The organism is Streptomyces sp. NPDC059169 (genome assembly GCF_042755225.1).
Classification (GTDB): Bacteria; Actinomycetota; Actinomycetes; order Streptomycetales; family Streptomycetaceae; genus Streptomyces.
The window spans coordinates 1-22,401 of the sequence record NZ_JBHZCF010000034.1 but is presented as its reverse complement, the minus strand read 5'-3'; the positions used below and the strand labels follow the sequence as shown (position 1 = coordinate 22,401).

At 69.4% G+C, this 22,401-nt stretch carries 12 protein-coding genes and 1 pseudogene; 2 read left to right on the top strand and 11 right to left on the bottom strand.

The genetic code is table 11. From position 1 onward, the window contains the following. From ACFXOM_RS35330 to ACFXOM_RS35320, 3 genes and pseudogenes are all read right to left on the bottom strand, one after another. Positions 1 to 231: pseudogene (locus ACFXOM_RS35330) on the bottom strand (glutamate dehydrogenase); the annotation flags it as partial. Between the two features lie 40 nt (positions 232 to 271). Then, the gene (gene gndA / locus ACFXOM_RS35325) at positions 272 to 1,714 is read right to left on the bottom strand and encodes an NADP-dependent phosphogluconate dehydrogenase (RefSeq protein WP_385041558.1); all 1,443 of its coding nucleotides are present in this window, start codon (positions 1,712 to 1,714) and stop codon (positions 272 to 274) included. A gap of 160 nt (positions 1,715 to 1,874) precedes the next feature. Continuing rightward, complete coding sequence (locus tag ACFXOM_RS35320) at positions 1,875 to 2,714, bottom strand: BTAD domain-containing putative transcriptional regulator (RefSeq protein WP_384943016.1); 840 nt, start codon at positions 2,712 to 2,714, stop codon at positions 1,875 to 1,877. A gap of 214 nt (positions 2,715 to 2,928) precedes the next feature. Here ACFXOM_RS35320 and ACFXOM_RS35315 point away from each other — a divergent pair, with 214 nt between their 5' ends. Continuing rightward, positions 2,929 to 3,426 carry a flavin reductase family protein gene (locus tag ACFXOM_RS35315; RefSeq protein ID WP_384943014.1) on the top strand — a complete coding sequence of 166 codons (498 nt, stop codon included), beginning with the start codon at positions 2,929 to 2,931 and terminating at the stop codon, positions 3,424 to 3,426. Here ACFXOM_RS35315 and ACFXOM_RS35310 read toward each other — a convergent pair. Next, complete coding sequence (locus ACFXOM_RS35310; RefSeq protein ID WP_384943012.1) at positions 3,423 to 4,583, bottom strand: IS701 family transposase; 1,161 nt, start codon at positions 4,581 to 4,583, stop codon at positions 3,423 to 3,425. The genes ACFXOM_RS35315 and ACFXOM_RS35310 overlap by 4 nt on opposite strands. 134 nt (positions 4,584 to 4,717) lie before the next feature. Continuing rightward, complete coding sequence (locus ACFXOM_RS35305; protein ID WP_384943010.1) at positions 4,718 to 5,359, bottom strand: ScbR family autoregulator-binding transcription factor; 642 nt, start codon at positions 5,357 to 5,359, stop codon at positions 4,718 to 4,720. Between the two features lie 155 nt (positions 5,360 to 5,514). On the opposite strand from ACFXOM_RS35305, the gene ACFXOM_RS35300 reads away from it, so the two are divergent. Continuing rightward, complete coding sequence (locus tag ACFXOM_RS35300) at positions 5,515 to 6,393, top strand: ScbA/BarX family gamma-butyrolactone biosynthesis protein (RefSeq protein WP_385041555.1); 879 nt, start codon at positions 5,515 to 5,517, stop codon at positions 6,391 to 6,393. Positions 6,394 to 6,623: 230 nt separating this feature from the next. Here ACFXOM_RS35300 and ACFXOM_RS35295 read toward each other — a convergent pair whose 3' ends face one another. The 6 genes from ACFXOM_RS35295 to ACFXOM_RS35270 form a co-directional block, all read right to left on the bottom strand. Further along, a complete protein-coding gene (locus ACFXOM_RS35295; RefSeq protein ID WP_384943006.1) occupies positions 6,624 to 7,034 on the bottom strand; it encodes a YybH family protein in 411 nt (136 codons plus the stop codon). Between the two features lie 90 nt (positions 7,035 to 7,124). Continuing rightward, positions 7,125 to 8,567, bottom strand: coding sequence for an FAD-dependent oxidoreductase (locus tag ACFXOM_RS35290; protein ID WP_384949165.1), 1,443 nt, complete (start codon positions 8,565 to 8,567; stop codon positions 7,125 to 7,127). 88 nt (positions 8,568 to 8,655) lie between these two features. Next, complete coding sequence (locus ACFXOM_RS35285) at positions 8,656 to 9,834, bottom strand: acyl-CoA dehydrogenase family protein (RefSeq protein ID WP_384943002.1); 1,179 nt, start codon at positions 9,832 to 9,834, stop codon at positions 8,656 to 8,658. A 373-nt stretch (positions 9,835 to 10,207) separates the two neighbouring features. Beyond that, positions 10,208 to 11,095, bottom strand: coding sequence for an NAD(P)-dependent oxidoreductase (locus ACFXOM_RS35280; protein ID WP_384943000.1), 888 nt, complete (start codon positions 11,093 to 11,095; stop codon positions 10,208 to 10,210). Between the two features lie 142 nt (positions 11,096 to 11,237). Next, positions 11,238 to 17,681 (bottom strand): thioester reductase domain-containing protein, encoded by a 6,444-nt coding sequence (locus ACFXOM_RS35275; protein WP_385041552.1) that lies wholly within the window; start codon positions 17,679 to 17,681, stop codon positions 11,238 to 11,240. A gap of 55 nt (positions 17,682 to 17,736) precedes the next feature. Further along, positions 17,737 to 22,401 (bottom strand): beta-ketoacyl synthase N-terminal-like domain-containing protein (locus ACFXOM_RS35270; protein ID WP_385041549.1); only part of this gene is annotated, 4,665 nt, incomplete at its 5' end.

The following is a 22,401-nucleotide window of genomic DNA, read 5'->3' as shown; positions in this document are numbered from 1 at the left end:
GACGTGGACCTCACCTCTGTCGTCCTGCCACGGCACACGGAAAATGACCTGTCGCTCCGGCTCGGCCAACCGCTCGACCACCTTGGCCTCGCGGAGGTCGGGCCGCAGACCGATCACGGGCGCGAGCGTCTCCAGCACTTCGCGCACGGCCTGGTGGAACTCCGGCTCACCGGGATTGCGCCGCAGGATGTCCGCGTAGAGCGCGTCGAGTCCGGCGGAGGGAGCGGTCATGGTGGTCCTCTTTCCTTGAGCGGGGCAGAAGGGCTCGGAGTCAGCCGGTGCGATGCTCACTGCGGTCCGCGGACCATGTGGTGTGGAAGGCGCCGTCCCGGTCGACCCGGCGGTACGTGTGGGCACCGAAGTAGTCGCGCTGGCCTTGGACGAGCGCGGTGGGAAGCCGTTCCGCGCGCAGCGAGTCGTAGTACGCGAGGGCTGCGGCGAAGCCGGGCGCGGGTACTCCGTCGCGTGCGGCCGCGGCGACCACCGTGCGCCAGCCGTACTGCGCGGCGGCGATCTCGCGCGCGAACTCCTCGTCGGCGAGCAGTCCGGGCAGGTGGGGGTTCTTCGTGTAGGCGCCGGCGATGCGATCGAGGAAGGACGCTCGGACGATGGAGCCGGCCCGCCAGATACCGGCAACGGTGCCGAGATCGATATGCCAGCCGAATTCGTCGCTGGCGGTCCTGATCATGTGCCAACCCTGCGCGTAGGCGACGACCTTGGACGCGTACAGCGCCTGCTCCACCTGTTGCGTGAACCGCTCGACGTCGCTGGTGTGGAGTTGCGTCCGGACGGGACCCGGCAGGATGCGGGCGGCCCTGCGTTGGTCGGCGAGTCCGGACAGGGCTCGGCTGAACACCGCCTCCGCGATGCCGGAGACGGGTACGCCGAGATCCAGTGCCGTCTGAACGGTCCAGCGTCCAGTGCCCTTCTGTCCCGCTTCATCAGCCACGATGTCGACGAAGGGCCGGCCTGTGGCGACATCGGTGTGGGCGAGGACCTCGCCGGTCATCTCGGTGAGGTAGGCGTCGAGTCGGCCCGCGCTCCAGCGGCCGAAGATCTCGGCGATGGCATCCGGCTGGTGGCCGGCAACATGCCGGAGCAAGTCGTAGGCCTCGGCGATGAGCTGCATGTCGGCGTACTCGATGCCGTTGTGCACCATCTTCACGAAGTGGCCGGCGCCGTCCGGTCCGATGTGGGCCACGGCGGGGCTCCCGTCCGGGGTGCGCGCGGCGATCTTCTCGAGCAGCGCGCCCACCGCCCGGTACGCCTCTTCGGATCCTCCCGGCATGATGCTCGGCCCGTGGAGGGCACCCTCCTCTCCGCCCGAGATACCGGCGCCGATGAAGTGGATGCCCTGCTCGTGCAACCGGGCTTCGCGGCGCCGGGTGTCGGCGAAGTGGGCGTTGCCGCCGTCGATGACGACGTCCCCGGGCTCGAGGAAACGAGCGAACTCGGTGATAACGGCATCGGTGGGCTCGCCGGCCTTCACCATCACCAGGAGCCGACGCGGCCGATCGAGCGAGTCGACCAGGCCCTTCGCACTCGTTGCGGGGATGAAGGCACCCTCGGCGCCGAACTCGTCGACGAAGGCGCTCGTCACGTCCGTCGAACGGTTGTGAACGGCCACGGTGTAGTCATTGCGGGCGAGGTTCCGGGCGAGGTTGCGCCCCATCACCGCGAGGCCGGTGACACCGATCTGGGCCGTCGGGGACATGCCTGAGTCAACTCCTGTCATGCAGGGGGATTTTCCGTCCAGAGGCTGAGCGGGATACGGAAGAAACCGATCGTCCGGTTGTTTTATCGCGTACTTGTGCGGCTGGGACAACGTCGCGGTTCCCCGGGAAGCCCCGGACGCGTCGGTAGCGGGCCGGCGCTCAACCCGCGAGCGGAACGTTCCACAAGGACGCCACGGAGGCGCCGCTTCGCCCCACCGCGCCGGGCGCATCCGCGGGCTCCAGGGGCGCGGGGTCGAGCACCTCACGATGGATCAACCGCACCTCGGGCGATGGTTCGAGACCGAGTTCGTCGTCCAGGAGCCTGCGGAGGTTCTGGTAGACCTGGAGCGCCTCGGAGCGCCGGCCCGCCCGGGAGAGCGCGTGCATGAGCTGGCCGTGGAACCACTCGTTGAGAGGGTAGTCGTGGACCAGCATGCGCAGTTCGGGGATGACCTCGCGGTGGCGACCCAGCCGTAGTTCCGCCTGGACGCGCAGCTCCAATGCCCGGATGTGGATCTCTTCGATGTGGGCGATGCGGCCGGCGAGCACCTCTCCCGCGCGAACGTTGGAGAGGACAGGCCCGCGCCACAGGGCGAGTGCCTCCCGCAGCCCTGCGAGAGCACTCGCGGCGGCACCCTCGTCAAGCTCCGACTGGGCCTTCGCCACGAGGCGTTCGAGGATCATGACGTCCACCTCGTCCGCCCCCACCTGGGCCAGGTACCCGGGGGACCTGGTAACGAGGACCTGCCGGTCGACGTTCACCGCGCACTCGCTCACCAGCATCCGGCGGGCGTGGTAGACGTACGTCTGGAGAGTGGTCTGCGCGCTGCGCGGCGGGTTGTCACCCCACAGCTCCTGGATGAGGGCGTCCGATGTGACGACCTCGTTCGGCCGCGTGAGGAGCAGCGCGAGCGTCTGACAGACCTTCGGAGTGCTGACCCGGTGGGCCCTGCCGTCGTCGGTGACGATCTCGAATGGGCCGATGAGGTTGAACCGCACTGCACACGCTCCCGTTCCGGGTACTTGCGTACCCGAGTCGCGTCATCGACTGGATTGACCCCACGGTAGGCAGGTGCCGACGGGAATTCCCATCGGCACGCCCGGAGAGTGTCACATTACCGATCGGTCAGTTTTTTCTTGGTGGATCGAACAACTACGAGGGTTCAGAAGTCACCTCGACCCACTTTCGAGGTGGTTCGCCCAACATGGCAGGGTGCTCACACAATCGATCTCCCCAGACCTCTTCCGCACCGCCCTGGGCCGCTGGGCCAGCGGAGTCACCGTGGTGACGACGGCGGACCCGGCGGGAGGGCATCACGGTTTCACCGCGAGCGCCTTCTCGTCCGTCTCCCTCGATCCGGCCCTGGTACTGGTGTGCCTGGACAACAAGGCCACCTGCCGCGAGGCGTTCGACCAGTCGTCCGGCTTCGTCGTACATCTCCTCGCACATGGACAGCAGGACCTCGCCGGGCGCTTCGCCCGCAAGTCACCGGACAAGTTCACCGGACTGGGCGTCAGCCTCTCGCCCACCGGACTGCCCTTGCTCCCCCGGGCGCTGGCCCGGCTGGAATGCCGAACGGACCGCCGCATACCGGCGGGTGACCACCTGATCCTCATCGGCGAGGTCCTTGACGCCGACACCGGCGAGGGTGCCCCGCTGGTGTACTACCAGCGCGACTTCCACCAACTCGTCGGCGCGACCGGTTCCTAGCGCTGTGGTCCTGTGCCGCCGCTGAGCCTCGCGGGGGCCTCGGAGAGCACAGCCGCCAGATGCGCCACCGAGGCGAGGGTGATGTGCCGGTGCCAGCCCTGGAACGAGCGCCCGGCGAAGTCCCGGACCCCGACCCGCTCCGAGACGCGGCGGAAGTCGGCCTCCACGACGTCCGCCTGGCGGGCCGCCCGCACCAGAAGGCCCACCGTGGCCTCCGTCGAGTCGGTGAGCCAGAGCCGGTCCGGCTGCCGCTCGTCCTCCTGCCACTCGGCTACCAGGCGCATCGGGCGTCGGCCAAGCAGCACGGGGACGACGGCCGCTATACCTCGGGACGAGCGTCCGGCTTCCGTTTCCGAAGTACTCGTCCGGCGCCATAACTCCTTCAGCGAGTGGATGAGTTGGCCTGCAGGCAACTCGCGGGCACTGTAGCCGGGAAGTATGGCGGTGTTCACCGGGAGCTTGAGAGTGGGGCTGACCCGGATCAGCAACGGCGCGCCGACGCCCGCGAAGCCCTCCGCGCACACTTCGGGATCGAGCCCGGGAGCGTCCAGCACGAGTGGCCTCTGCGTCCCTTGCCTGTCGAAGCCACGGAGCAGGCTCCGCGCACAGTCCTCCCAGCTCGCGGGGGCGATCCTGGCGGGAATGCTGGACCGGGTTCGGCGCTCGGCGTCCTCCAACCACCGTTCGGGGAGGAAGATGCGCCAGTTGACCGGTACGTTCGCGCTCTCGCCGACCAGCCAGAGCCCGAAGGCGAGTTGGCCGGTGGACGTCTTACCCAACGGGGGCACCCACTGATGCTCCACGCCGATCGAGTGGGATCCGGACTTCGGTATGAACAGGGGGCGGACGACCCAGGCGTACGCCCCGGAGAGCTCGGCGGCCCTGCGTGCCAGGGCGTGGCGAACGGACGACCACTCCCACGACGACCCACTGATGAAGTGGTGCACGCTCTGCCGGGCGGACAAGCCGCCGAACTGGGCGGCCACACTGCGCAGGGTCTTGCGTCCGTCAGCGGCCAGCAGGCTGCGCACGTACCGCTCCGCCTTCGCCCGCTGGTCCGCCCGGGGCAGCGAGGCGAAGACCACCGGGGCGAGATCGGCGACGACGTCCTGCTCCACCGTCCCTGGACCCTCATCGTGCACGTGCTCAATGACCATGTCCGTACCCCCCCTGGGCCACACGCTGAGCCGAGCCTCTCGGAACCCGCTTCAGGGTGTTGCAACTACTCGAACAATAAACCATTCAGTCGGTTTTCGGCGTTCATCCCGTTCGTTCCGCGGGCCGGCGCGCGCTACACGGGCAGTTCCGGCCGGGGCTCGACCAACCCCAGTGGCCGGTCCGCGGAGAGATCGAGTTGGGCCAGCACGACCGGTGACGCGACGCTCGGCAGCAGCATCCGGAAGAGCACGCAGGTCTCCTCCACCAGCGTGCGGTCGACCTGCACCGCCTCCGCGAGTTGCTGCACTCCGGTCCAGGACCCCACCAGCACCCGTGCGACCTCGTCGGGTTTGATGTGCGGCAGCGTCTCACCGCGCGCCTTCGCCTCCACGAGCAGCCCATGGATCACTTCGATCCACTCCGGCCACCTGGTGCCGAGCAGCGCGCGCGCCCGTACGTCGAGGGCCAGCCGGTTCGCCGCCCGCAGCAAGGGCTCCCTGGGCAGGCGATGGGCCAACAGCAGTGCCGCGTCCACCAGCTCTTGGAGCTTCAGTGCACACGGCCGGACACCCGCGAGGGTCACCGCCTCTCCGAGCACACCGCGCGCGAGGTCTTCCTTGGAGCAGAAGTGGAAGTACAACGCTCCGCGCGTGACACCCGCCCTCTCGAGGATCTCCGCGATGGTTGCCGCTTCGTACCCGAACTCACTGAACACTTCACCCGCCGCTCCCAGAATCTGACGCCTGGTCTGCGTCGCCCGCTCCTGCTGGACCATGGAGAAGTGCCCCCTTAAGAGGTGGAGTGTCTTGGAAAAAGACCGGTGAGTTGGTATTTTAAAGTCTACCGAGCACACGTAAGTCTGGCGTCCCAGGGGGGGACATGACGCTTAGCTCGTTCCATGCGCATGCCTGTACTTTATCCAGCGTCTCCTTGGGCGAGGCTGCGCCCAAGGAGTACGTCCATCTGCACGACGAGACCGCGGTCCTCGCGCGAAAATGGTGTAGGACGGGTCCCGACAGCTACTCCGTCACCGTGGAATGGCCCGATGAACAGGGCAGCCCGTACATCACACCGATGCTGGTTCCCCAGACGGTTCGTCAGGCCGGACTCGTCATAGCCCACGCCGAACTCGGCGTGCCGCTCAGTCACCAGACCCTGCTCAAGACGCTCAACTACACGGCCGATCCGTCCATCTTCAACCCCAGGAACAAACCGACCGTCCTTTCAGTCGACATCGTTTGTGCAGGGAAGGGGCGTTCAGCCACGACCAGCGGGCGTGCCATCGACTTCACGGTCCGCCACGACGGCCGTACCGTCATCCGTGCCGACTCCGAGTTCGGCTGGATCAGTCCCGTGGCCTACCGCAGGATCCGCGGGGACCACCTCGTCGTGGATTGGGGTGAGTGGCCGTTGCCCGGCCCCGCAGCTCCCTCGCTCGTGGGACGCAGGTCCGCATCCGAGGTGGTGATCTCCCCGACCGACGTTCCGCTCCGGTGGCAGCTGCGGAACGTCGCGGAGAACCGTACCCTGTTCGACCACCGTGTCGATCACGTCCCGGGACTCGTCCTGGTGGAAGCTGCCTGTCAGGCGGTCGAATCGCTGACACGCCCCGGCACGTTCGTGCCGGCCGTGATGCGGAGCCGGTACATGTCGTACGTCGAGTTCGACGAGCCGTGCTGGATCGAGGCCACCGTGACGGCACGGGCCGCGGAGGCGTCAACGGTCCGCGTCACCGGAATCCAGGGAGGCCGAACGGCCTTCGAGATCGAGCTCCGCGGGGCCGGTGTCCGTGCGGTTGGGGCCCACTGACCCGGACACACCGAAGGAGGCCGCAGCAACGCGCTGCGGCCTCCTTCGTCCATGGGTCCGAACGTCCCCGGGCACCCGCCGGGAGTGCGCCGGGGGCAGACCCGGTCTGCCGGGGAGCCGCGCCCAAACCCGCTCGCCCGCGGTGGGGCACGGCACGGCACGGGCCCCCGGGACGCCACCTGCGGGCAGGAACGCCGCGCGTTCCTGCCCGCAGACCCTTCGCAGGAGACCTACTTGGTGGGGAGTTCCTCCGCCAGCGGACGGTCGACCGCCATGATCCAGCGATCCGCGTCGACACGCCGCATCACATCGGTGCAGGTCCCGTTGATCTTCTGGTGCTCGCCCTGCTCGTTGGTGATCTCCAGCTCGAACTCGACGAACACCAACGACACGTCACCGGCGACGTAGTTGTGCAGGACGCGCGAGTTGAGCTTCGGCCCGGTCTTCAGCAGGTCGATGATGCCCTGCCGGCGCTCAGCACCGGTGAGGGGCTTGCCCGTGAGGTTGGAGATGGCGTCATCACGGTAGAGCGAGTCGAAGATGGCACCGTCACCGGAGTTGAAGGCGTCGATGAAGGCTTGGTTCTGCTGCTCCACGTCGTTCGTGAGCACCAGGTTGGTCAGGTCGTCTGCGGTGGTCATGGTGTCGTTCCTTCTCTCACTGGAGGGAGTCCGGAAGGGGTTGGGGTTGGGGCTGTGGTGGAGACGGCGGCACCGCCCCGTCTCCACCGGTCAGGCGAGGCCCAGTGCCTCCGCGGTCTGCACCGCGGCAGCCGAGCCCGACTCGATGGCGCCGTCCATGAAGCCGTTCCAGCCGCTTGCGATGTCGCTGGTTGCGAAGGTGATCAGCCCTTGGCGGCGCTGCACGGTGCGCAGCGGTCCGGTGAGCTGGCCCGGCTTGCGGAAGGACCAGCCGCCCAGGGAGTAGTTGGCTCCGCCCCAGTTCTGGCCGAGGACCGATACGACGTTGAGGTCCGGGACGAACCCGCGGAGAGCGGTCTGCATTTGGGCGGTGCTGTTCACGTCCAGGTTCGGGTCGACGCTGAACGTGATGATGATGTTGCCGTCGGAGCGCTCCGAGAAGGGCACCACGAGTGAGATCGGCGATCCTTCCGGTGCCTCGGCGTAGAACCGACCGAGGTCCTTGCCCGTGACGTGGACCACGGCCTTCTTGGCGGTTCGGACACCCATCCCGGCGGTGGACAGCGCACCGAACTCCGACGGCAGACTGGAGAACTTGATGGTGTTCCAGACGTTCGCCGGGACGGCGACGACGACCGAGCGGGCGGTGTAGGTCTGCCCGGCGGCCGTCCGGACGAACACCCTCTTCCCATCGTCCGCGATCTGGGTGACCGGGGTGTTCAGCCGCAGTGTCGCGTCGGCGTCGGCCAGCATGGCCTTGAGCAGTCCGGCCGTGCCCACCTTCGGCCGCCAGGTGTTGACGCTGAGGTAGCCCTCGTAGTTCCAGCCGGAGAGCGCCCACCACTGGGCGAGCTGCGAGAGCGAGCCCGTCGTGGAAGAGCCGGCGTAGCCACCTGTGGTCGCGCTGACCCAGGCTTCGTCCGCCGCGGAGTACTTCAGCTGGTCGAGCTTGTCGCGCAGCGACATCCGGTCTATGGGGTTCAGCAGGTCCTCGCGGTAGAAGGGCTCATAGGGCCGCTCGAAGTACTGCTGCGAACCGTCGAAGAGCGGAGTGAGCAGTTCGGCCTGTCGGGCGAACGCTTCTTCCGGAGCGAAACTGGCGAAGCCCCCGTTGGCCGGGAAGATCGCACGGGTGGGGCCCGCGTCCTCCGTCAGCTCGAGCTTGTACCGCTGGACCTCGCGCCAGATGTTCCGTTGCTTCGGGTCGACCCAGGTACCGCCCAGCTCGACCTGCTCACCGGCGAACGCCCTGGTCCACGTGCGACCGCCGATGCGGTCACGCGCCTCCAGGATCTGGATCTTCAGCTTCGGGAACCGGCTGCGTAGTTCGCGCGCGGCGGTGATGCCCGCGAAGCCGGCACCGACGATCAGGACGTCCCGGGTGGCGGCAATGTCGTCCTCGGCCGCGGCGTGCCCGGCGGTGGCGAATCCGAGGGAGGTGGCGAGCGCAGTGGCACCGGCCGCCTTGATGATCGACCTGCGGCTCGGTCTCAACGAGCCCTTCTGGCCTGGTATGTGCTGGTCGGAGGTCATGATGGCTCCTTGGCCCGTCTGGTGTCGGTGGTGACGGCGTGAGCGACTGGGTGCTCGTCGATCTCGGGTTCGCAGTGGCCAGTGGGCGTCACAGGAGATAGGTACCGGGATCCAGCCCGAGCAGGACGCGTCCCTGCACCTCGAGGTTGTTGGGCGGCGTCATCATGGCGTGCTGGGACAGTCCCTCGATGTCCCGGTAGAAACGCTGGAAGTGGGAGCGACGGGCGAGGGCCGACGCGCCGCTGATGGAGTGGAGTGCTTCGACGGCTTCCTTGAGGAGCTGGAGGGCGAACCCGCACTGGCCCCGCACGATCGCCTTCTCCTCGAAGGAGGGCTGCTCTCCCTCGTCCGCATGGCGCTGGAGCAGTTCGAGAATCGTGTCGGTCAGCGCGCGCGCAGCAGAGATCTTGTTGGAGGCCGTGGCGACGAGGATCTGGGTGAGCGGGTGCTCGCTCTGTTCGGTCCAGTTGGTGTACGAGATGGGCTTGCCGGGCAGCCGCTCGACGAACAGCTCGTACGCGGCTTGCGCCATGCCGAGGTAGACGGCGATGGATTCGGTCATCACGAAGCCCATGAGCGCGTAGTTGCGTCCGGTGGCACCGGTGTTGGAGCGGTCGCCCGTCGTGCCGAGGAGCGCTTCTTCACCGCCGGCCACACGGTGCTTGGGCACGAAGACGTCCTTCGCGGTCGTCGTGGAGCTGCCCGTGGCGCTGGCCGCGGACACGAACCAGTCGTCTGCGATGGACAGTTCCCTCATCGGAACGACGGCGTAGACCTCTTCCTCGGTGCCATCGGGGTGCGTCAGAATCGCCGCGAGCATGTCCCAGTCCGCGCCGCGGCAGCCGGTGTTGAAGCGCCAGCTGCCGTTGAGGAGGTAACCGCCTTCGGTCGGCACCAGGGTGGCGCTCGGGGTGAAGCCACCGGAGACGCGGACGGAGCCCCCGGCGAAGACCTCCTCCTGCGCCTGGTCCGGGAACTGCGTGATCATCCAGGCGGTCGAGACCCAGGCCACGGCGGCCCAGGCGGTGGAACCACAGCCCCGGGCGATCTCGGTGAGCACCGCGTACTGGTCGGCCACCGGAAGGTCCAGGCCGCCGAAGCGCTGGGGAACCGCCATGCGGAACACATCCGCCTTGTCCAGCAGGTCGATGTTCTCCTGCGGTATCCAACGACGTTCCTCGGCCTCGGGACCGTTCTCCCGGAGCTGCGGCACCGCCGCCTTCACCGACTCCAGGATGCGGCTGACATCGATGCTGTTGGTGCTCATTCCAGTCTCCTCTCAAGCCGTCCTGTCGCACGTATCCGAAGGTGCGGACGTGACAACAGACAGCGACTTCCACACGAATCCGGAAATCAGTCGGGGATTTCCGGGACGAGACGCCAGACAACCTGTGCATTCAGGGTTCGGCGGTCTCCGATTCGGCGCACAAGAGAAATGTGCCGACAGCCTGGAATGTTACGGGCCGAAAGTTTCCGGCCGTCATCTCACGGGTCACCGACGGGTAATCGTCGGAATCCGGTCATCCGTGACCGGCGGATGGCCGGGCGATGGGCACGCGAAAAGCGGTGCGCCCGGTGTCCCTCGGGGACACCGGGCGCACCGGCCTTCCTCGCCCGGCCGGAGCTGGCGAGGAAGGCCGTTACTTCTTCGGGTTCCTGATGACCTCGACCAGGGCGGCGAGGCTGTCGGTTCCGAATCCGTCCGCGACACGACGGTCGATCAGTTCCTGGACCCCGGTGAGCGCCTCGACACCGATGCCCTGCGCCTTGCTGGCCTGGATGAGGTGGGCGATACCGGCCTTGTTGATGTCCAGGCTGGAGATCTCGGTGGTGTACTCACCGCGGTCGGTCTCCGAAGCCATGCCGGGAATCGCAGGCAAGGCCACGTGCGTCAGCCATGCCTCCGCGAACGGCAGGAACGCCTCCGCCTTCACCTTCTCCGTGCCGACGAGGGCGAACGCGTGGGTGACGCCGGCCAGGGTCGTCCAGAGCAGACCCAGCAGGGCGAGATCGTAGATCAGCGGCACGCCCGGGTCGTCGCTCAGGTAGACCGAAGCGCCTCCCAGCGTCTTGAGGGTCTCCTCGTGGGTGTCGAAGGCTTCCTTCGAACCACCGTAGAACAGCAGGGTGTGCGCCTCGCCGATGCCCTGGGGAATCGCCATGATCGCACCGTCCAGGTACGCGATGCCGTGACCCGAGGCCCAACTGCTCGTCGTGCGGGCGTCCTCCGGGGTACCGGTGGTGAGGTTGACCAACACCTTACCGGAGAGTTCACCGCCGAGCGGGGCGAGCAGTTCGGTCACGTTCGCATAGGTGGCGACGCAGATGACCACGAGCTCGCTGCCCGCGACGGCCTCGGCAACGGTGGCGGCGCTCACGGCCCCCTCCGCGACGAGTCCGTCGGCCTTGCCTGCCGTTCGGTTCCACACCGTGGTGGGGTGCCCGGCGGCAAGGAAGGTACCGGCCAGAGCCTGTCCCATCTTGCCCAGTCCAAGGACCGCCACCGACGTCTTGCTGTCGCCCGCCATCACAACACCTCATTCGTTCCACTACACGGGTCGTCCGATCAGCGAGGGTATTGGGAGCCCCTCGAGAAACCCTCGACGGCAACTCGAGACCGCGGGCTGAGATGAGCCACGTCTCATCTCAGCCCGATCGCTCTGCGTCAGGTCACGTCGTCCCCAGCACCAGTTCCCGCTCGGCCTTCGCGAAATATCCGGCGGACACGAAGAACTTGACGTACTTGGAGAACAGTTCTTCTGTGATCGGGGGGCATTCCACCCCGCTCCCCTCGAGCGCCGCCACCGTATCGGTGACGTCCATGGGCGGATAGAAGCCACTGCTGTCCGACATCACCATTTCGAAGGCGTCGAGAAGGGGCACCATCGCGTTGTCGCTGTCTGCCTTCACCTGCCGGAGCCACGTCTCCCGGTCCATTTCGTCGAGCCGGTGGCCGGCCGCCCGCAGCTGCTCCACAGCTGCGGCGAAGCTGAATTCGTCGGGGTTGTAGAGGTGGTAGGTGCGGCCCACGCCGGACTCGTTGTCCGAGATGGCGAGGATGGCGGCGCTGACGTAGTCCACCGGCAGCAGGTGGAGCGGTCCGGCGAGTCCCTCGGGCACGGCACCGGCCTGAAGCAGTCCCTTCAGGCTGAGCCAGACGAAGTCCCGGGTCTGACAGGCACCGTTGACCTGGTCACCGGAGATGACGTCCACGCGGTAGACCGACACGGGCAGTCCCCTTCGCCGCGCCTCCTCGATGATCTGCTCGGCCACCCACTTGCTCTGCACGTACCCGGTGGGCAGTGACTCGGGCGGCCCGACACGGTCGGTGGGCTTCAGGGCCCGGCCCTCGTCGGCGGCCCCGGAGAAGACACCGGTGGTGGAAACGTAGTGCACCGGCACGGTCCGGTGGGCGGCCGCGAGGCGCAGGATCTCCACGGTGCCGCCGACGTTGGCCGCCCTCAGTCGGGGGTAGGGGTGGATCCAGTTCACCGTCGCCCCGGGGTGGTAGACCACGTCGACGGAGCGCGCCAGCCGGTCGTACTCCTTCTCGCTGAGGCCGAGACGGGGCTCGCCGAGGTCGCCGACGAGCACCCGCACCCGGGTGTGGTCGATGTCCGCCCCCAGCCGGTACCACTCGAGGTTGGCGTGCAGTCGGGCCACGGCGTCGTCCTGGTCCGCACCCCGGACCAGGACGTGGACGGTGGCTCTGGTGGTGCGCAGCAGGTCGCGCAGCAGGAACGCCCCGAGGAAGCCGGTGGCTCCGGTCAGCAGCACCTCGGAAGGGTCGTCGGCCACGCGGATCACCTTCTCCGTGGCGACGATGTCGTCGGGCAGCGCCACGTCCGCGGCGAAGTCCACGGCTGCCCCGCCCTCGGTGTCGCCCACCGGCCCGTCCAGCAGCACCGTCCGTAGGTGTGCGGCGAGGGCCGCCGGCGTGGGGTGGTCGAAGACCAGGGTGGCGGGCAGCTTGGCCCCCGTGACGGCGTTCAGGCGGTTCCTCAGCTCCACGGACGTCAGCGAGTCGAGGCCGAGCCCGGGGAACGGCTGGTCGACGGGGATCGCGCCCGGATCCGGGTGGCCGAGCACTGCACCCATCTCGGCCCGCAGTAGGTCGACCAGGTAGCCCGTCTGCTCGTCCGCGGACAGCCCGGCAAGTATCTGCGCCGGGTCCCCTGCGGCGACGTCGGCGTTGCGTGCCGTGCGACGGCCTGAGGTCCGGGCCAGGGCGGTCAGCAGCAGTGGCGCCTGTGTCGCGTTCTCCCGCAGGGCCGTCACGTCCAGTGGCGTGGCGACGAGCGCGGGGCTTCCGTGTGCCAGCGCCGCGTCGAGGATCGCCGGTCCCTGTTCGGAGGTGACGGGCCGGAGACCGGCGCGGGCGATACGCCTGAGGTCGGCCTCGCCGAGCTCTCCCGTCAAGCCGCTGGCCTGCGCCCACAGGCCCCACGCCACGGAGGTCGCGGGGAGCCCGCTGGCGGCCCGGTGCTGGGCGAGCGCGTCCAGGAAGGCGTTGGCGGCTGCATAGTTGGACTGGCCCGCACCCCCGATGACACCCGCGATGGAGGAGAACAGTACGAAAGCCGACAGGTCCAGGTCCCGGGTCAGGTCGTGCAGGTTCCAGGCCGCGTCGGCCTTGGGCCGCAGCACCGCGTCGATGCGCTCGGGGGTCTGGTCGGGGACGAGACCGTCGTCGAGGACACCGGCGAGGTGGACGACTCCGGTGAGCGGCCGGTCGGCGGGCACGGCGGCCAGTACGGCCGCGACTGCGTCACGGTCGGCCGCGTCACATGCGGCGATCGTCACCCCGGTGCCGAGCGCGGCCAGTTCAGCGGCCAGTTCCCCGGCACCTGCGGCGTCCCGACCGCGGCGGCTGGTCAGCAGGAGGTGACGCACGCCGTGGTGTTCGGCGAGGTGGCGGGCGAAGAGCGCGCCGAGCGTGCCGGTACCACCGGTGATGAGGACGGTGCCGTCCGCGCGCCAGGTGCCGGTGGGCGTGGCGGCGTCGTCGGTGGTGACCCGGGCGAGCCGCGGCACCCGCACCTGGCCGTCGCGGACTGCCGCCTGGGCCTCGCCGGACACCACCAGCGCGGTGAGCACGGCCCTGGGCAGTTCCCCGGCATCGGCGTCGACCAGCACGATCCGCTCGGGCGCCTCGGACTGGGCGGAGCGCAGCAGTCCCCAGACCGCGGCGGCGGCCAGGTCCTCGACGTCCTCGGCTCCGGTGGCGACACCGTTTCGGGTGACGACGACGAGGCGGGGGCCGGAAAGCCGCTCGTCGGCGAGCCAGCGCTGCGCGAGTTCCAGCGCCCGGTGCGCGGCGGTGTGCGCGGAGGCCGCCGGGGTCCCCGCCCCCGGCGAGGTCCACGGCACCAGCACCGCGTCCAGGTGCGTCCCCGAGTCCAGCGCGGCCAGGACCGCCTCCAGGTCGGCGAAGCACGGGGTGCCGTACGCCACGTCGTCGCCCAGGACGCCCCAGGCGACGCCCGATGTGACCGGGGGCAGTGCCAGGGGGTTCCAGTCCACCCGGAAGAGGGCGTCGGTGCGGCGGTCGCGGGCGTCCGCGATCCGCTGCCCCGGCACGCCCCGCAGGTGCACGGACTCGGCGGAGGCGACGGGTCGACCGCTCCGGTCGGCCAGGTGCAGGGACAGGCTGTCGTCGTCGATCCGGATGAGCCGCACCCGCAGGGCGGACGCGCCCGTGGCGTGGATCCGTACACCGCTCCAGTCGGCGGCGATCCGCACCTCCTCCGGCGCGGTGGTGGCCGGCCGGAGGGCGGCGTCGAGCAGGGCCGGGTGGACCAGGTGGGTGACGGCGTCGGCGGCCATCTGCTCCGGGAGCCGGACCTCGGCGTACAGGGCGTCGTCCGTGCGCCAGACGCCGAGGGCTCCGAGGTCTTCGGCGTCGCACCGGATGGCCTCGGCCGGCGGCCAGGCGGACAGGTCGAACGCCTCGGCCGCGGCACGGACACCGAGCCGCCCCCTCGCCACCGGCGTCCACGGCACGTCGCCCTGGTCGGGCCGAGCGTGGATGGTGATGCTCCGGCTGCCCGTGCGGTCGGGAGCACCGACCGCGACCTGCAGGTGCACGGCGCCGCGTTCCGGGATCACGAGGGGTGTTTCGAGGCGGAGTTCGTCGAGGACGGTGGCACCGACCTCGTCACCCGCGCGGACGGCCAGTTCGACCAGTGCGCCCGCGGACAGGACGGGAGCACCGTGCAGGGTGTGCCCGGTCAGCCAGGGATGGGTGCGCAGTGAGATCCGGCTGGTGAACAGGACGCCGCCGTCCCCCGCGAGGGTGACCGCGGCGCCGAGCAGGGGGTGCCCGGTGCCGCCGAGCCCCAGGCCCGCGGCGTCGAGGGCGGCCGCCCCCGCCTCGTACCAGTACCGCTCGTGCTGGAAGGCGTAGGAGGGGAGCGGTACGCGCCGGGCTCCCGTGCCGTCGAACACCCGCTGCCAGTCGGGGCTCGTACCGCGGACGTGCGCCTCGCCCACCGAGGACCAGAAGCGCTCCATTCCCCCCTCGTCGCGGCGCAGCGATCCGAGGACCACGGCGTCGCGGCCGGCGGCCTCGATGGTGCCCTGGACGCCGACGGCCAGCACGGGGTGGGGGCTGCACTCGACGAACGTGACGTACCCCTCGTCCAGGAGGGTCCGCACGGCCCGTTCCAGTTCGACGGTGCGGCGCAGGTTCCGGTACCAGTAGCCGGCGTCGAGGTCGGTGCCGTCGGTCCAGGCGCCGGTGACCGTCGACAGGAAGGGGATGTCGGCCGGCCGGGGGCTCACGGGGGCGAGCAGTTCGGCCAGTTCCTCTTCGAGCAGTTCCACGTAGGCCGAGTGGGACGCGTAGTCCACGTCGATGCGTCGCGCTCGCTGTCCCGTCTCCTCGGCTCGGGCGATGAACTCGTCCAGGGCGTCCGTCTCACCGGAAACCACCACGGTGGTGGGCCCGTTGACGGCGGCCAGTTGGATGCGGCCTTCCCACGGCGCGATCAGGCGGCGTACGCGCTCGGCGTCCAGCGCCACGGAGACCATGCCGCCGAGGCCCGCCAGGACCCGGCCGATGGCTTGGCTGCGCAGTGCGGCGACCCGCGCACCGTCCTGGAGGCTGAGCGCACCGGACACCGTGGCGGCTGCGATCTCGCCCTGGGAGTGTCCGATGACTGCGGCGGGCTCCACGCCGTGGGATCGCCACAGCGCAGCCAGGGACACCATGACCGCCCACAGCACCGGCTGGACGACGTCGACCCGCTCCACGTCGGGTGCGCCGGTGACGCCGCGCAGCACGTCGTCGAGCGACCAGTCGGTGAACTCGGCCAGTGCTTCGCCGCACTCGGCGATGCTGGCGGCGAACACAGGTGATTCTGCCAGGAGTTGCACGGCCATGCCGATCCACTGCGAGCCCTGGCCGGGGAACAGGAACACGGTCCCGCCCGCCGGACCGGTGCTGCCCCGCACCAGGCCCGCTGCGGGTCGGTCCTCGGCCAGAGCCCGGAGCCGGTCCAGTAGCCCTTCACGGTCGGTGGCGACGACCAGGGCCCGCTCGGGCAGCGCGGCCCGGGTGGTGGCCAGCGAGTACGCGACGTCCAGTGTGCGTGCGTCGTCGTTCTCCTCGACGTGCGACAGCAGCCGTCGGGCCTGGCCGCGCAGTGCTTCACGCGACCGGGCCGACAACACCCACGGCACGCGATGCGGTGCGGCTGACGGGGCTGGTGACGCCTCCGCCGCTTCGGGGTCCTCCGGCGCCTGCTCGAGGATGACGTGCGCATTGGTGCCGCTCACACCGAACGAGGAGACGGCCGCCCGGCGCGGCCGGTCCAGCTCCGGCCACGGCTGGGCCTCGGTGAGCAGTTCCACCGCGCCGGACGTCCAGTCGACCATCGGGGTGGGCCGGTCGACGTGGAGGGTCTTCGGCATCATCCCGTGGCGCAACGCCTGCACCATCTTGATGACGCCGCCGACCCCGGCGGCGGCCACGGTGTGGCCGATGTTGGACTTGAACGAGCCCAGGCGGAGGGGCCGTCCGACGGGACGCTGCTGGCCGTAGGTGTTGAGCAGCGCCTGTGCCTCGATCGGGTCGCCGAGCCGGGTGCCGGTGCCATGGGCCTCGACGACGTCCACGTCGGCGGTGGTGAGCCGGGCCGAGGCGAGGGCCTGACGGACGACGCGTTCCTGTGAGGGTCCGTTCGGAGCGGTGATGCCGTTGCTCGCACCGTCCTGGTTGACGGCAGAGCCGCGGATCACCGCGAGCACCTGGTGCCCGTGCTTGTGGGCGTCGGAGAGTTTCTCCACCAGCACCAGGCCCACGCCCTCGGACCAGCCGGTGCCGTCGGCAGCTGCGGCGAAGGACTTGCAGCGCCCGTCCACCGCCAGTCCGCCCTGGCGGGAGAAGTCGACGAAACCGCCCGGATGGCCGTTGACGGTGGTTCCGCCGGCCAGCGCGAGGGAGGTCTCGCCGGAGCGCAGCGACTGGATCGCCAGGTGCAGGGCGACCAGCGACGACGAGCAGGCCGTGTCGAGCGAGACGGCTGGCCCTTCCAGGCCGAACGAGTAGGAGACCCGGCCGGAGGCGACACTGCCGAGCTTGCCGGTCATGAGGTAGCCCTCGAACTCCTCGGGCCCGTCCAGGCCCAGATAGCTCTGCTCCACGATCCCGACGAAGACGCCCGTCTTGGAACCCTTGAGCGCGGTGGGATCGATGCCGGCGTGCTCGAAGGCCTCCCAAGCGGTCTCGAGCAGTACGCGGTGCTGCGGCTCCATCGCCTGCGCCTCGCGCGGCGAGATCCCGAAGAAGCCGGCGTCGAAGTGCGTCGCCCCGTCGAGGAAACCGCCCTCCTTGGTGTACGACTTGCCGGGCTTTCCCGGCTCCGGATCGTAGAGGCCGTCCATGTCCCAGCCGCGGTCGGAGGGCCACGGGGTGATGGCGTCCCGGCCCTCGGCGACCAGCTGCCAGAGGTCGTCGGCGGAGGCTATGCCGCCGGGGTAGCGGCAGGCCATGCCCACGATCGCGATGGGTTCGTCCTCGGCGGCCTCCAGTTCGGTGACACGTCGACGCGCCTGCTGCAGCTCCACGGTGACGCGCTTCAGGTACTCGACCAGTTTCTCTTCATTCGACATGCGGGATCAGTCTCTCCTCGGGGCGGCGTGGGGGTACGTCGGTGCAGCTGGTGGCTCAGCTCACGGGATCGCCACCCAGTTGGCTGTCGATCAAGGCGAACAGGTCTTCCGTCGAAGCGGATTCGATGCGCTCGGCCAGTTCGCCCTCCGGCTCGTCGGGTGCACCGGTGCCCCGGCCGGTCGTACTGAGTCGGGCCAGCAGGTCCTGGAGCCTGGCCGACACGGCCGTGCGGGCTTCTTCGTCCTGCGAGATCTCCGCGACGGCCGATTCGATGCGATCCAGTTCGTCCAGTACCGAGCCGCCCACGCCGGTGGCCTCCACCTGCGACAGCAGGTAGGCGGAGAGTTCCGCCGGAGTGGGGTGGTCGAAGACGAGGGTCGCGGGGAGCCTGACTCCGGAGGCGGTGCCCAGCCGATTGCGCAGGTCGACGGCGGTCAGCGAGTCGAAGCCCAGCTCCTGGAAGGCTCGATCGGGCTCCACGGTGTGCACGTCGGCGTGACCGAGTACGGCCGCCACCTCGGTCCTGACCAGTTCGAGGACGGTGCGCCGCCGGGCTTGGGCGTCCAGTCCGTCGATGCGTTGTGCCAGCGACTCGGCCGGGACGGTGGCGGGCCGCGCCGTGGGCCGGGCCGGCCGGACCGGGGCGTCCTGCTCGGCAGCGCCGGCCTCCGGAGCCGCGAACGCCTCGAACCCGATTTCCTCGAACTGTACGGAGTCCACGCTCAGTACGGGCCGACCGGTTGTGTCCGTCAGGTGGACGGCAACGGTGTTCTCGCCGGTCTCGGCGAGCTGGACGCGTACCGCGGTGGCCCCGGTCGCATGCAGTCGGACGCCGCTCCACACGACCGGGACGAGCACCCCGTCCATCGGAGCGGAGAACGGGTGGCCCAGCAGCACCGTGTCGAGCAGCGCAGGATGCAGACCGAAAGCGTCTGCCTGCAGGGCGAGTTCTTCCGGGAGCGCCACATCGGTGCCGTCAGCATTCCGTGGTTCTCCGCTCGTGGTGTCCGGGACGCCGCCGCCGGTGCGGAACACACCGTCGGCGTACAGCGCCCACTGCGCCCCCGGAGTCTCCCTGCGGGCGTGGACGGTGAGTGCACGCCGTCCTGACTCGTCCGGTTCCCCTGCCCTCACCTGCAGTTGCACGGCGCCTGTCGTCGGCAGCGGCAGCGGCGCGCGCAGAGTGAGTTCGTCGAGCACGGCCGCGCCCAATTCGTCGCCGGCGCGTATCAGCAACTCCACCAGGGAGCCGGCTGACAGGACCGGCGTGTCCTGGACGGCGTGGTGGGCGAGCCAGGGGTGGGTGTGTAGGGAGAGGCGGCTGGTGAACAGGGTCTCTTCGGATCCTGCGACGGTGACCGCGGCGCCCAGCAGTGGGTGCCCGGTGTCCTCCAGCCCCAGACCTGCCGCGTCCACGGCGGCCCCGGTCGACTCCAGCCAGTACCGCTGGGTCTGGAAGGCGTAGGTGGGAAGGTCGACCCGCCGCGGACGCGCTGCGGAGAAATACGCCGACCAGTCAACCGGCACCCCCGCAACATGCAACCGCCCCACAGCACTGAGCACCGTGTGCGCCTCCGAACGACCCCTACGCAACACCGGAACAGCAGTGACGACATCACGATCAAGCACCGACTCGGCAACCATCCCCGACAACACCCCATCAGGCCCGATCTCCAAGAACGACGTCACCCCCGACGCCTCCAACGTACGCACAGCATCCGCGAAACGCACCGCACCACGCACCTGATCCACCCAATACCCCGCCGTGACCAACTCCCCACCCGAAGCCACACGACCCGACAACGTCGACACCACCGGAATCACCGGCGCACCGAACCCCACACCCTCCGCAACCCGACCGAACTCCTCCAACATCCCCTCCATCAACGGCGAATGAAACGCATGCGACACCACCAACCGCTTCGTCCTACGCCCCAACACCTCCACCTGCGACACCACCGCCGACACCGCATCCTCATCCCCCGAAACCACCACCGACGAAGGACCATTCACCGCAGCAACCGACACCCGACCACCACACCCCTCAACCAAAGGCAACACCTCCTCCTCCGACGCCTCGACCGCCACCATCGCCCCACCCAACGGCAACCCCTCCATCAACGACCCACGCGCCACCACCAACCGCGCAGCATCACCCAACGACAACACACCCGCCACATGAGCCGCAGCCAACTCACCCACCGAATGCCCCGCAACAAAATCCGGAACAACCCCCCACGACTCCACCAACCGAAACAACGCCACCTCAACCGCAAACAACGCAGGCTGCGTCAACCCCGTCCCATCCAACCCCACACCCGACTCAATCACCCCACGCAACGACACACCCAACAACGGATCCAACTCCGCCACCACCGCATCAAACGCCCCAGCAAACACCGGAAAAGCCCCATACAAACCAAGACCCATCCCCACCCGCTGCGCACCCTGCCCCGCAAACACAAACGCAACACGACCGGAACCCCGCACACCCCGCAGTACGCCGGCCGTCGACCCACCCGTACCCAACGACCGCAACCCGGCCACCAACCCCTCCCGATCACCACCGACCACCACCGCCCGATGCTCAAACGCAGCACGACTCGACGCGAGTGTGTGCCCGATCGCCACCGGATCGGGCGCATCCGGCGACTCCGCGAACGCGGCGAGCCGTTCCGCCTGAGCCTCCACCGCCTGGGCCGTACGACCGGAAACCAGCCAGGGGATGACCGGCAGGGGCGTGGCGGTGGGTTCGTCGGTCTGTGCGGTCTCCTCTGCGGGAGCCTGCTCGATGATCACGTGCGCGTTGGTGCCGCTGATGCCGAACGAGGACACCCCGGCGCGGCGCGGGCGTCCGGCATCCGGCCAGGCCCTCTCCTCGGTCAACAGCTCCACCGCACCCGACTCCCAGTCGACGTGCGGAGACGGCTCGTCCACGTGCAACGTCCTCGGCAGCACACCACGCCGCAACGCCTCCACCATCTTGATCACCCCACCAACACCCGCCGCCGCCTGGGAATGCCCAATGTTCGACTTCAACGACCCCAGATACAACGGACGACCCCCACCACGCCCCTGCCCATAGGTATTCAGCAACGCCTGCGCCTCGATCGGATCACCCAACCGCGTACCCGTACCGTGCGCCTCCACCACATCCACATCCGCAACCGACAACCCCGCACCAGCCAACGCCTGCCGAATCACCCGCTCCTGCGAAGGACCATTCGGCGCCGTCAAACCATTACTCGCACCATCCTGGTTCACCGCAGAACCCCGAACCACCGCCAACACCCGACGCCCATTCCGCACCGCATCCGACAACCGCTCCACCAACAACAAACCCACCCCCTCAGACCAACCCGTCCCATCAGCCGAAGCCGCGAACGACTTGCACCGACCATCCGCAGACAACCCCCGCTGCCGCGAGAACTCCACGTACGCCAGCGGCGTGGACATCACCGTGGCACCGCCGGCGAGCGCCAGATCGCACTCACCACTGCGCAGCGCGTTCACGGCCATGTGCAGCGCGACGAGCGAGGACGAGCAAGCCGTGTCCACCGTCACCGCCGGCCCCTCCCACCCGAGGGTGTAGGACACCCGTCCTGAGGCCACGCTGCCCGCGATGCCGGCGGCGCGGTAACCCTCCAGGTCGTCGGGAACGTTGGTGGCCCCGACTCCGTAGTCGTGGTACATGACACCGGTGAACACACCCGTGCGACTGCCACGCAGTTCGGTGGGAACGATGCCGGCGTTCTCCAGCGCCTCCCAGGCGGTGTGCAGGAGGAGCCGCTGCTGGGGGTCGGTGGCGAGGGCCTCGCGCGGTGACATCCCGAAGAACTCCGGGTCGAACCGGTCCGCGTCGTGGAGGAACCCGCCCCGCTTGGTGTAGGTCTTCCCGGTCCGGTCCGGGTCCGGGTCGTAGAGGTCGTCGACGTCCCACCCGCGGTTCACCGGGAACTCGGTCACCGCGTCCACGCCCTCGGCGACCAACCGCCACAGGTCCTCGGGCGAGCCGACACCCCCCGGATAGCGGCAGGCCATCCCCACGATCGCGATCGGCTCGTCGACGGGAGCGAGTGCGGGCGCCGCAGCACCACCGCCGGTAGCGCCGGACCGGCCCGTGAACTCGGTCGCCACGTGCGCGGCGAGGGCGTTCGGGCTGGGGTGGTCGAAGACGAGCGTGGTGGGCAGGCGCAGACCGGTCGCCGTGTTCAGGCGGTTGCGGAGCTCGACCGCGGTGAGCGAGTCGAAGCCCAGTTCCTGGAACGCCCTGTCGGGGTCCACCGCCGTGTGGTCGGCGTGCCCGAGTACACCGGCCACCTCCGCCCGTACGAGGTCCGCCAGCGCAGCGTCCCGCTCGACCGGCGACAGCGCCGCCAACCGCTCCGCCGGGGACGACTCCGCGTGCCGCCCCGAGGACGCCCGGCGCGGCACGGCCGGGACGAGACCGCGCAGCATGGGCAGCGGCTCCTCGGACCGGCGCCGCAGGGCCGCGGCGTCGAGGCGGGTGACACCCAGGACGGCTTCACCGGCGGCCGGGGCCGCATCGAACAGTTCCATCGCCTCGGACGTCGACAACGGAAGCAGACCGTGCCTCGACATCCGCTTCAGATCCACGTCCTCGAGGTGTCCGGAGAGTGCGCTGGTCTCCGCCCACAGGCCCCACGCCAACGAGGTCCCCGGGAGACCGTTCGCCCGACGGTGAGCAGCCAACGCATC

Excerpts from the sequence above, each read along its gene's own strand:
- gndA (WP_385041558.1), bottom strand. The coding sequence starts at position 1,714 with ATGTCCCCGACGGCCCAGATCGGTGTCACCGGCCTCGCGGTGATGGGG.
- ACFXOM_RS35310 (WP_384943012.1), bottom strand. The coding sequence starts at position 4,583 with ATGGTCATTGAGCACGTGCACGATGAGGGTCCAGGGACGGTGGAGCAG.
- ACFXOM_RS35305 (WP_384943010.1), bottom strand. The coding sequence starts at position 5,359 with ATGGTCCAGCAGGAGCGGGCGACGCAGACCAGGCGTCAGATTCTGGGA.
- ACFXOM_RS35295 (WP_384943006.1), bottom strand. The coding sequence starts at position 7,034 with ATGACCACCGCAGACGACCTGACCAACCTGGTGCTCACGAACGACGTG.
- ACFXOM_RS35290 (WP_384949165.1), bottom strand. The coding sequence starts at position 8,567 with ATGACCTCCGACCAGCACATACCAGGCCAGAAGGGCTCGTTGAGACCG.
- ACFXOM_RS35285 (WP_384943002.1), bottom strand. The coding sequence starts at position 9,834 with ATGAGCACCAACAGCATCGATGTCAGCCGCATCCTGGAGTCGGTGAAG.
- ACFXOM_RS35280 (WP_384943000.1), bottom strand. The coding sequence starts at position 11,095 with ATGGCGGGCGACAGCAAGACGTCGGTGGCGGTCCTTGGACTGGGCAAG.
- ACFXOM_RS35275 (WP_385041552.1), bottom strand. The coding sequence starts at position 17,681 with ATGTCGAATGAAGAGAAACTGGTCGAGTACCTGAAGCGCGTCACCGTG.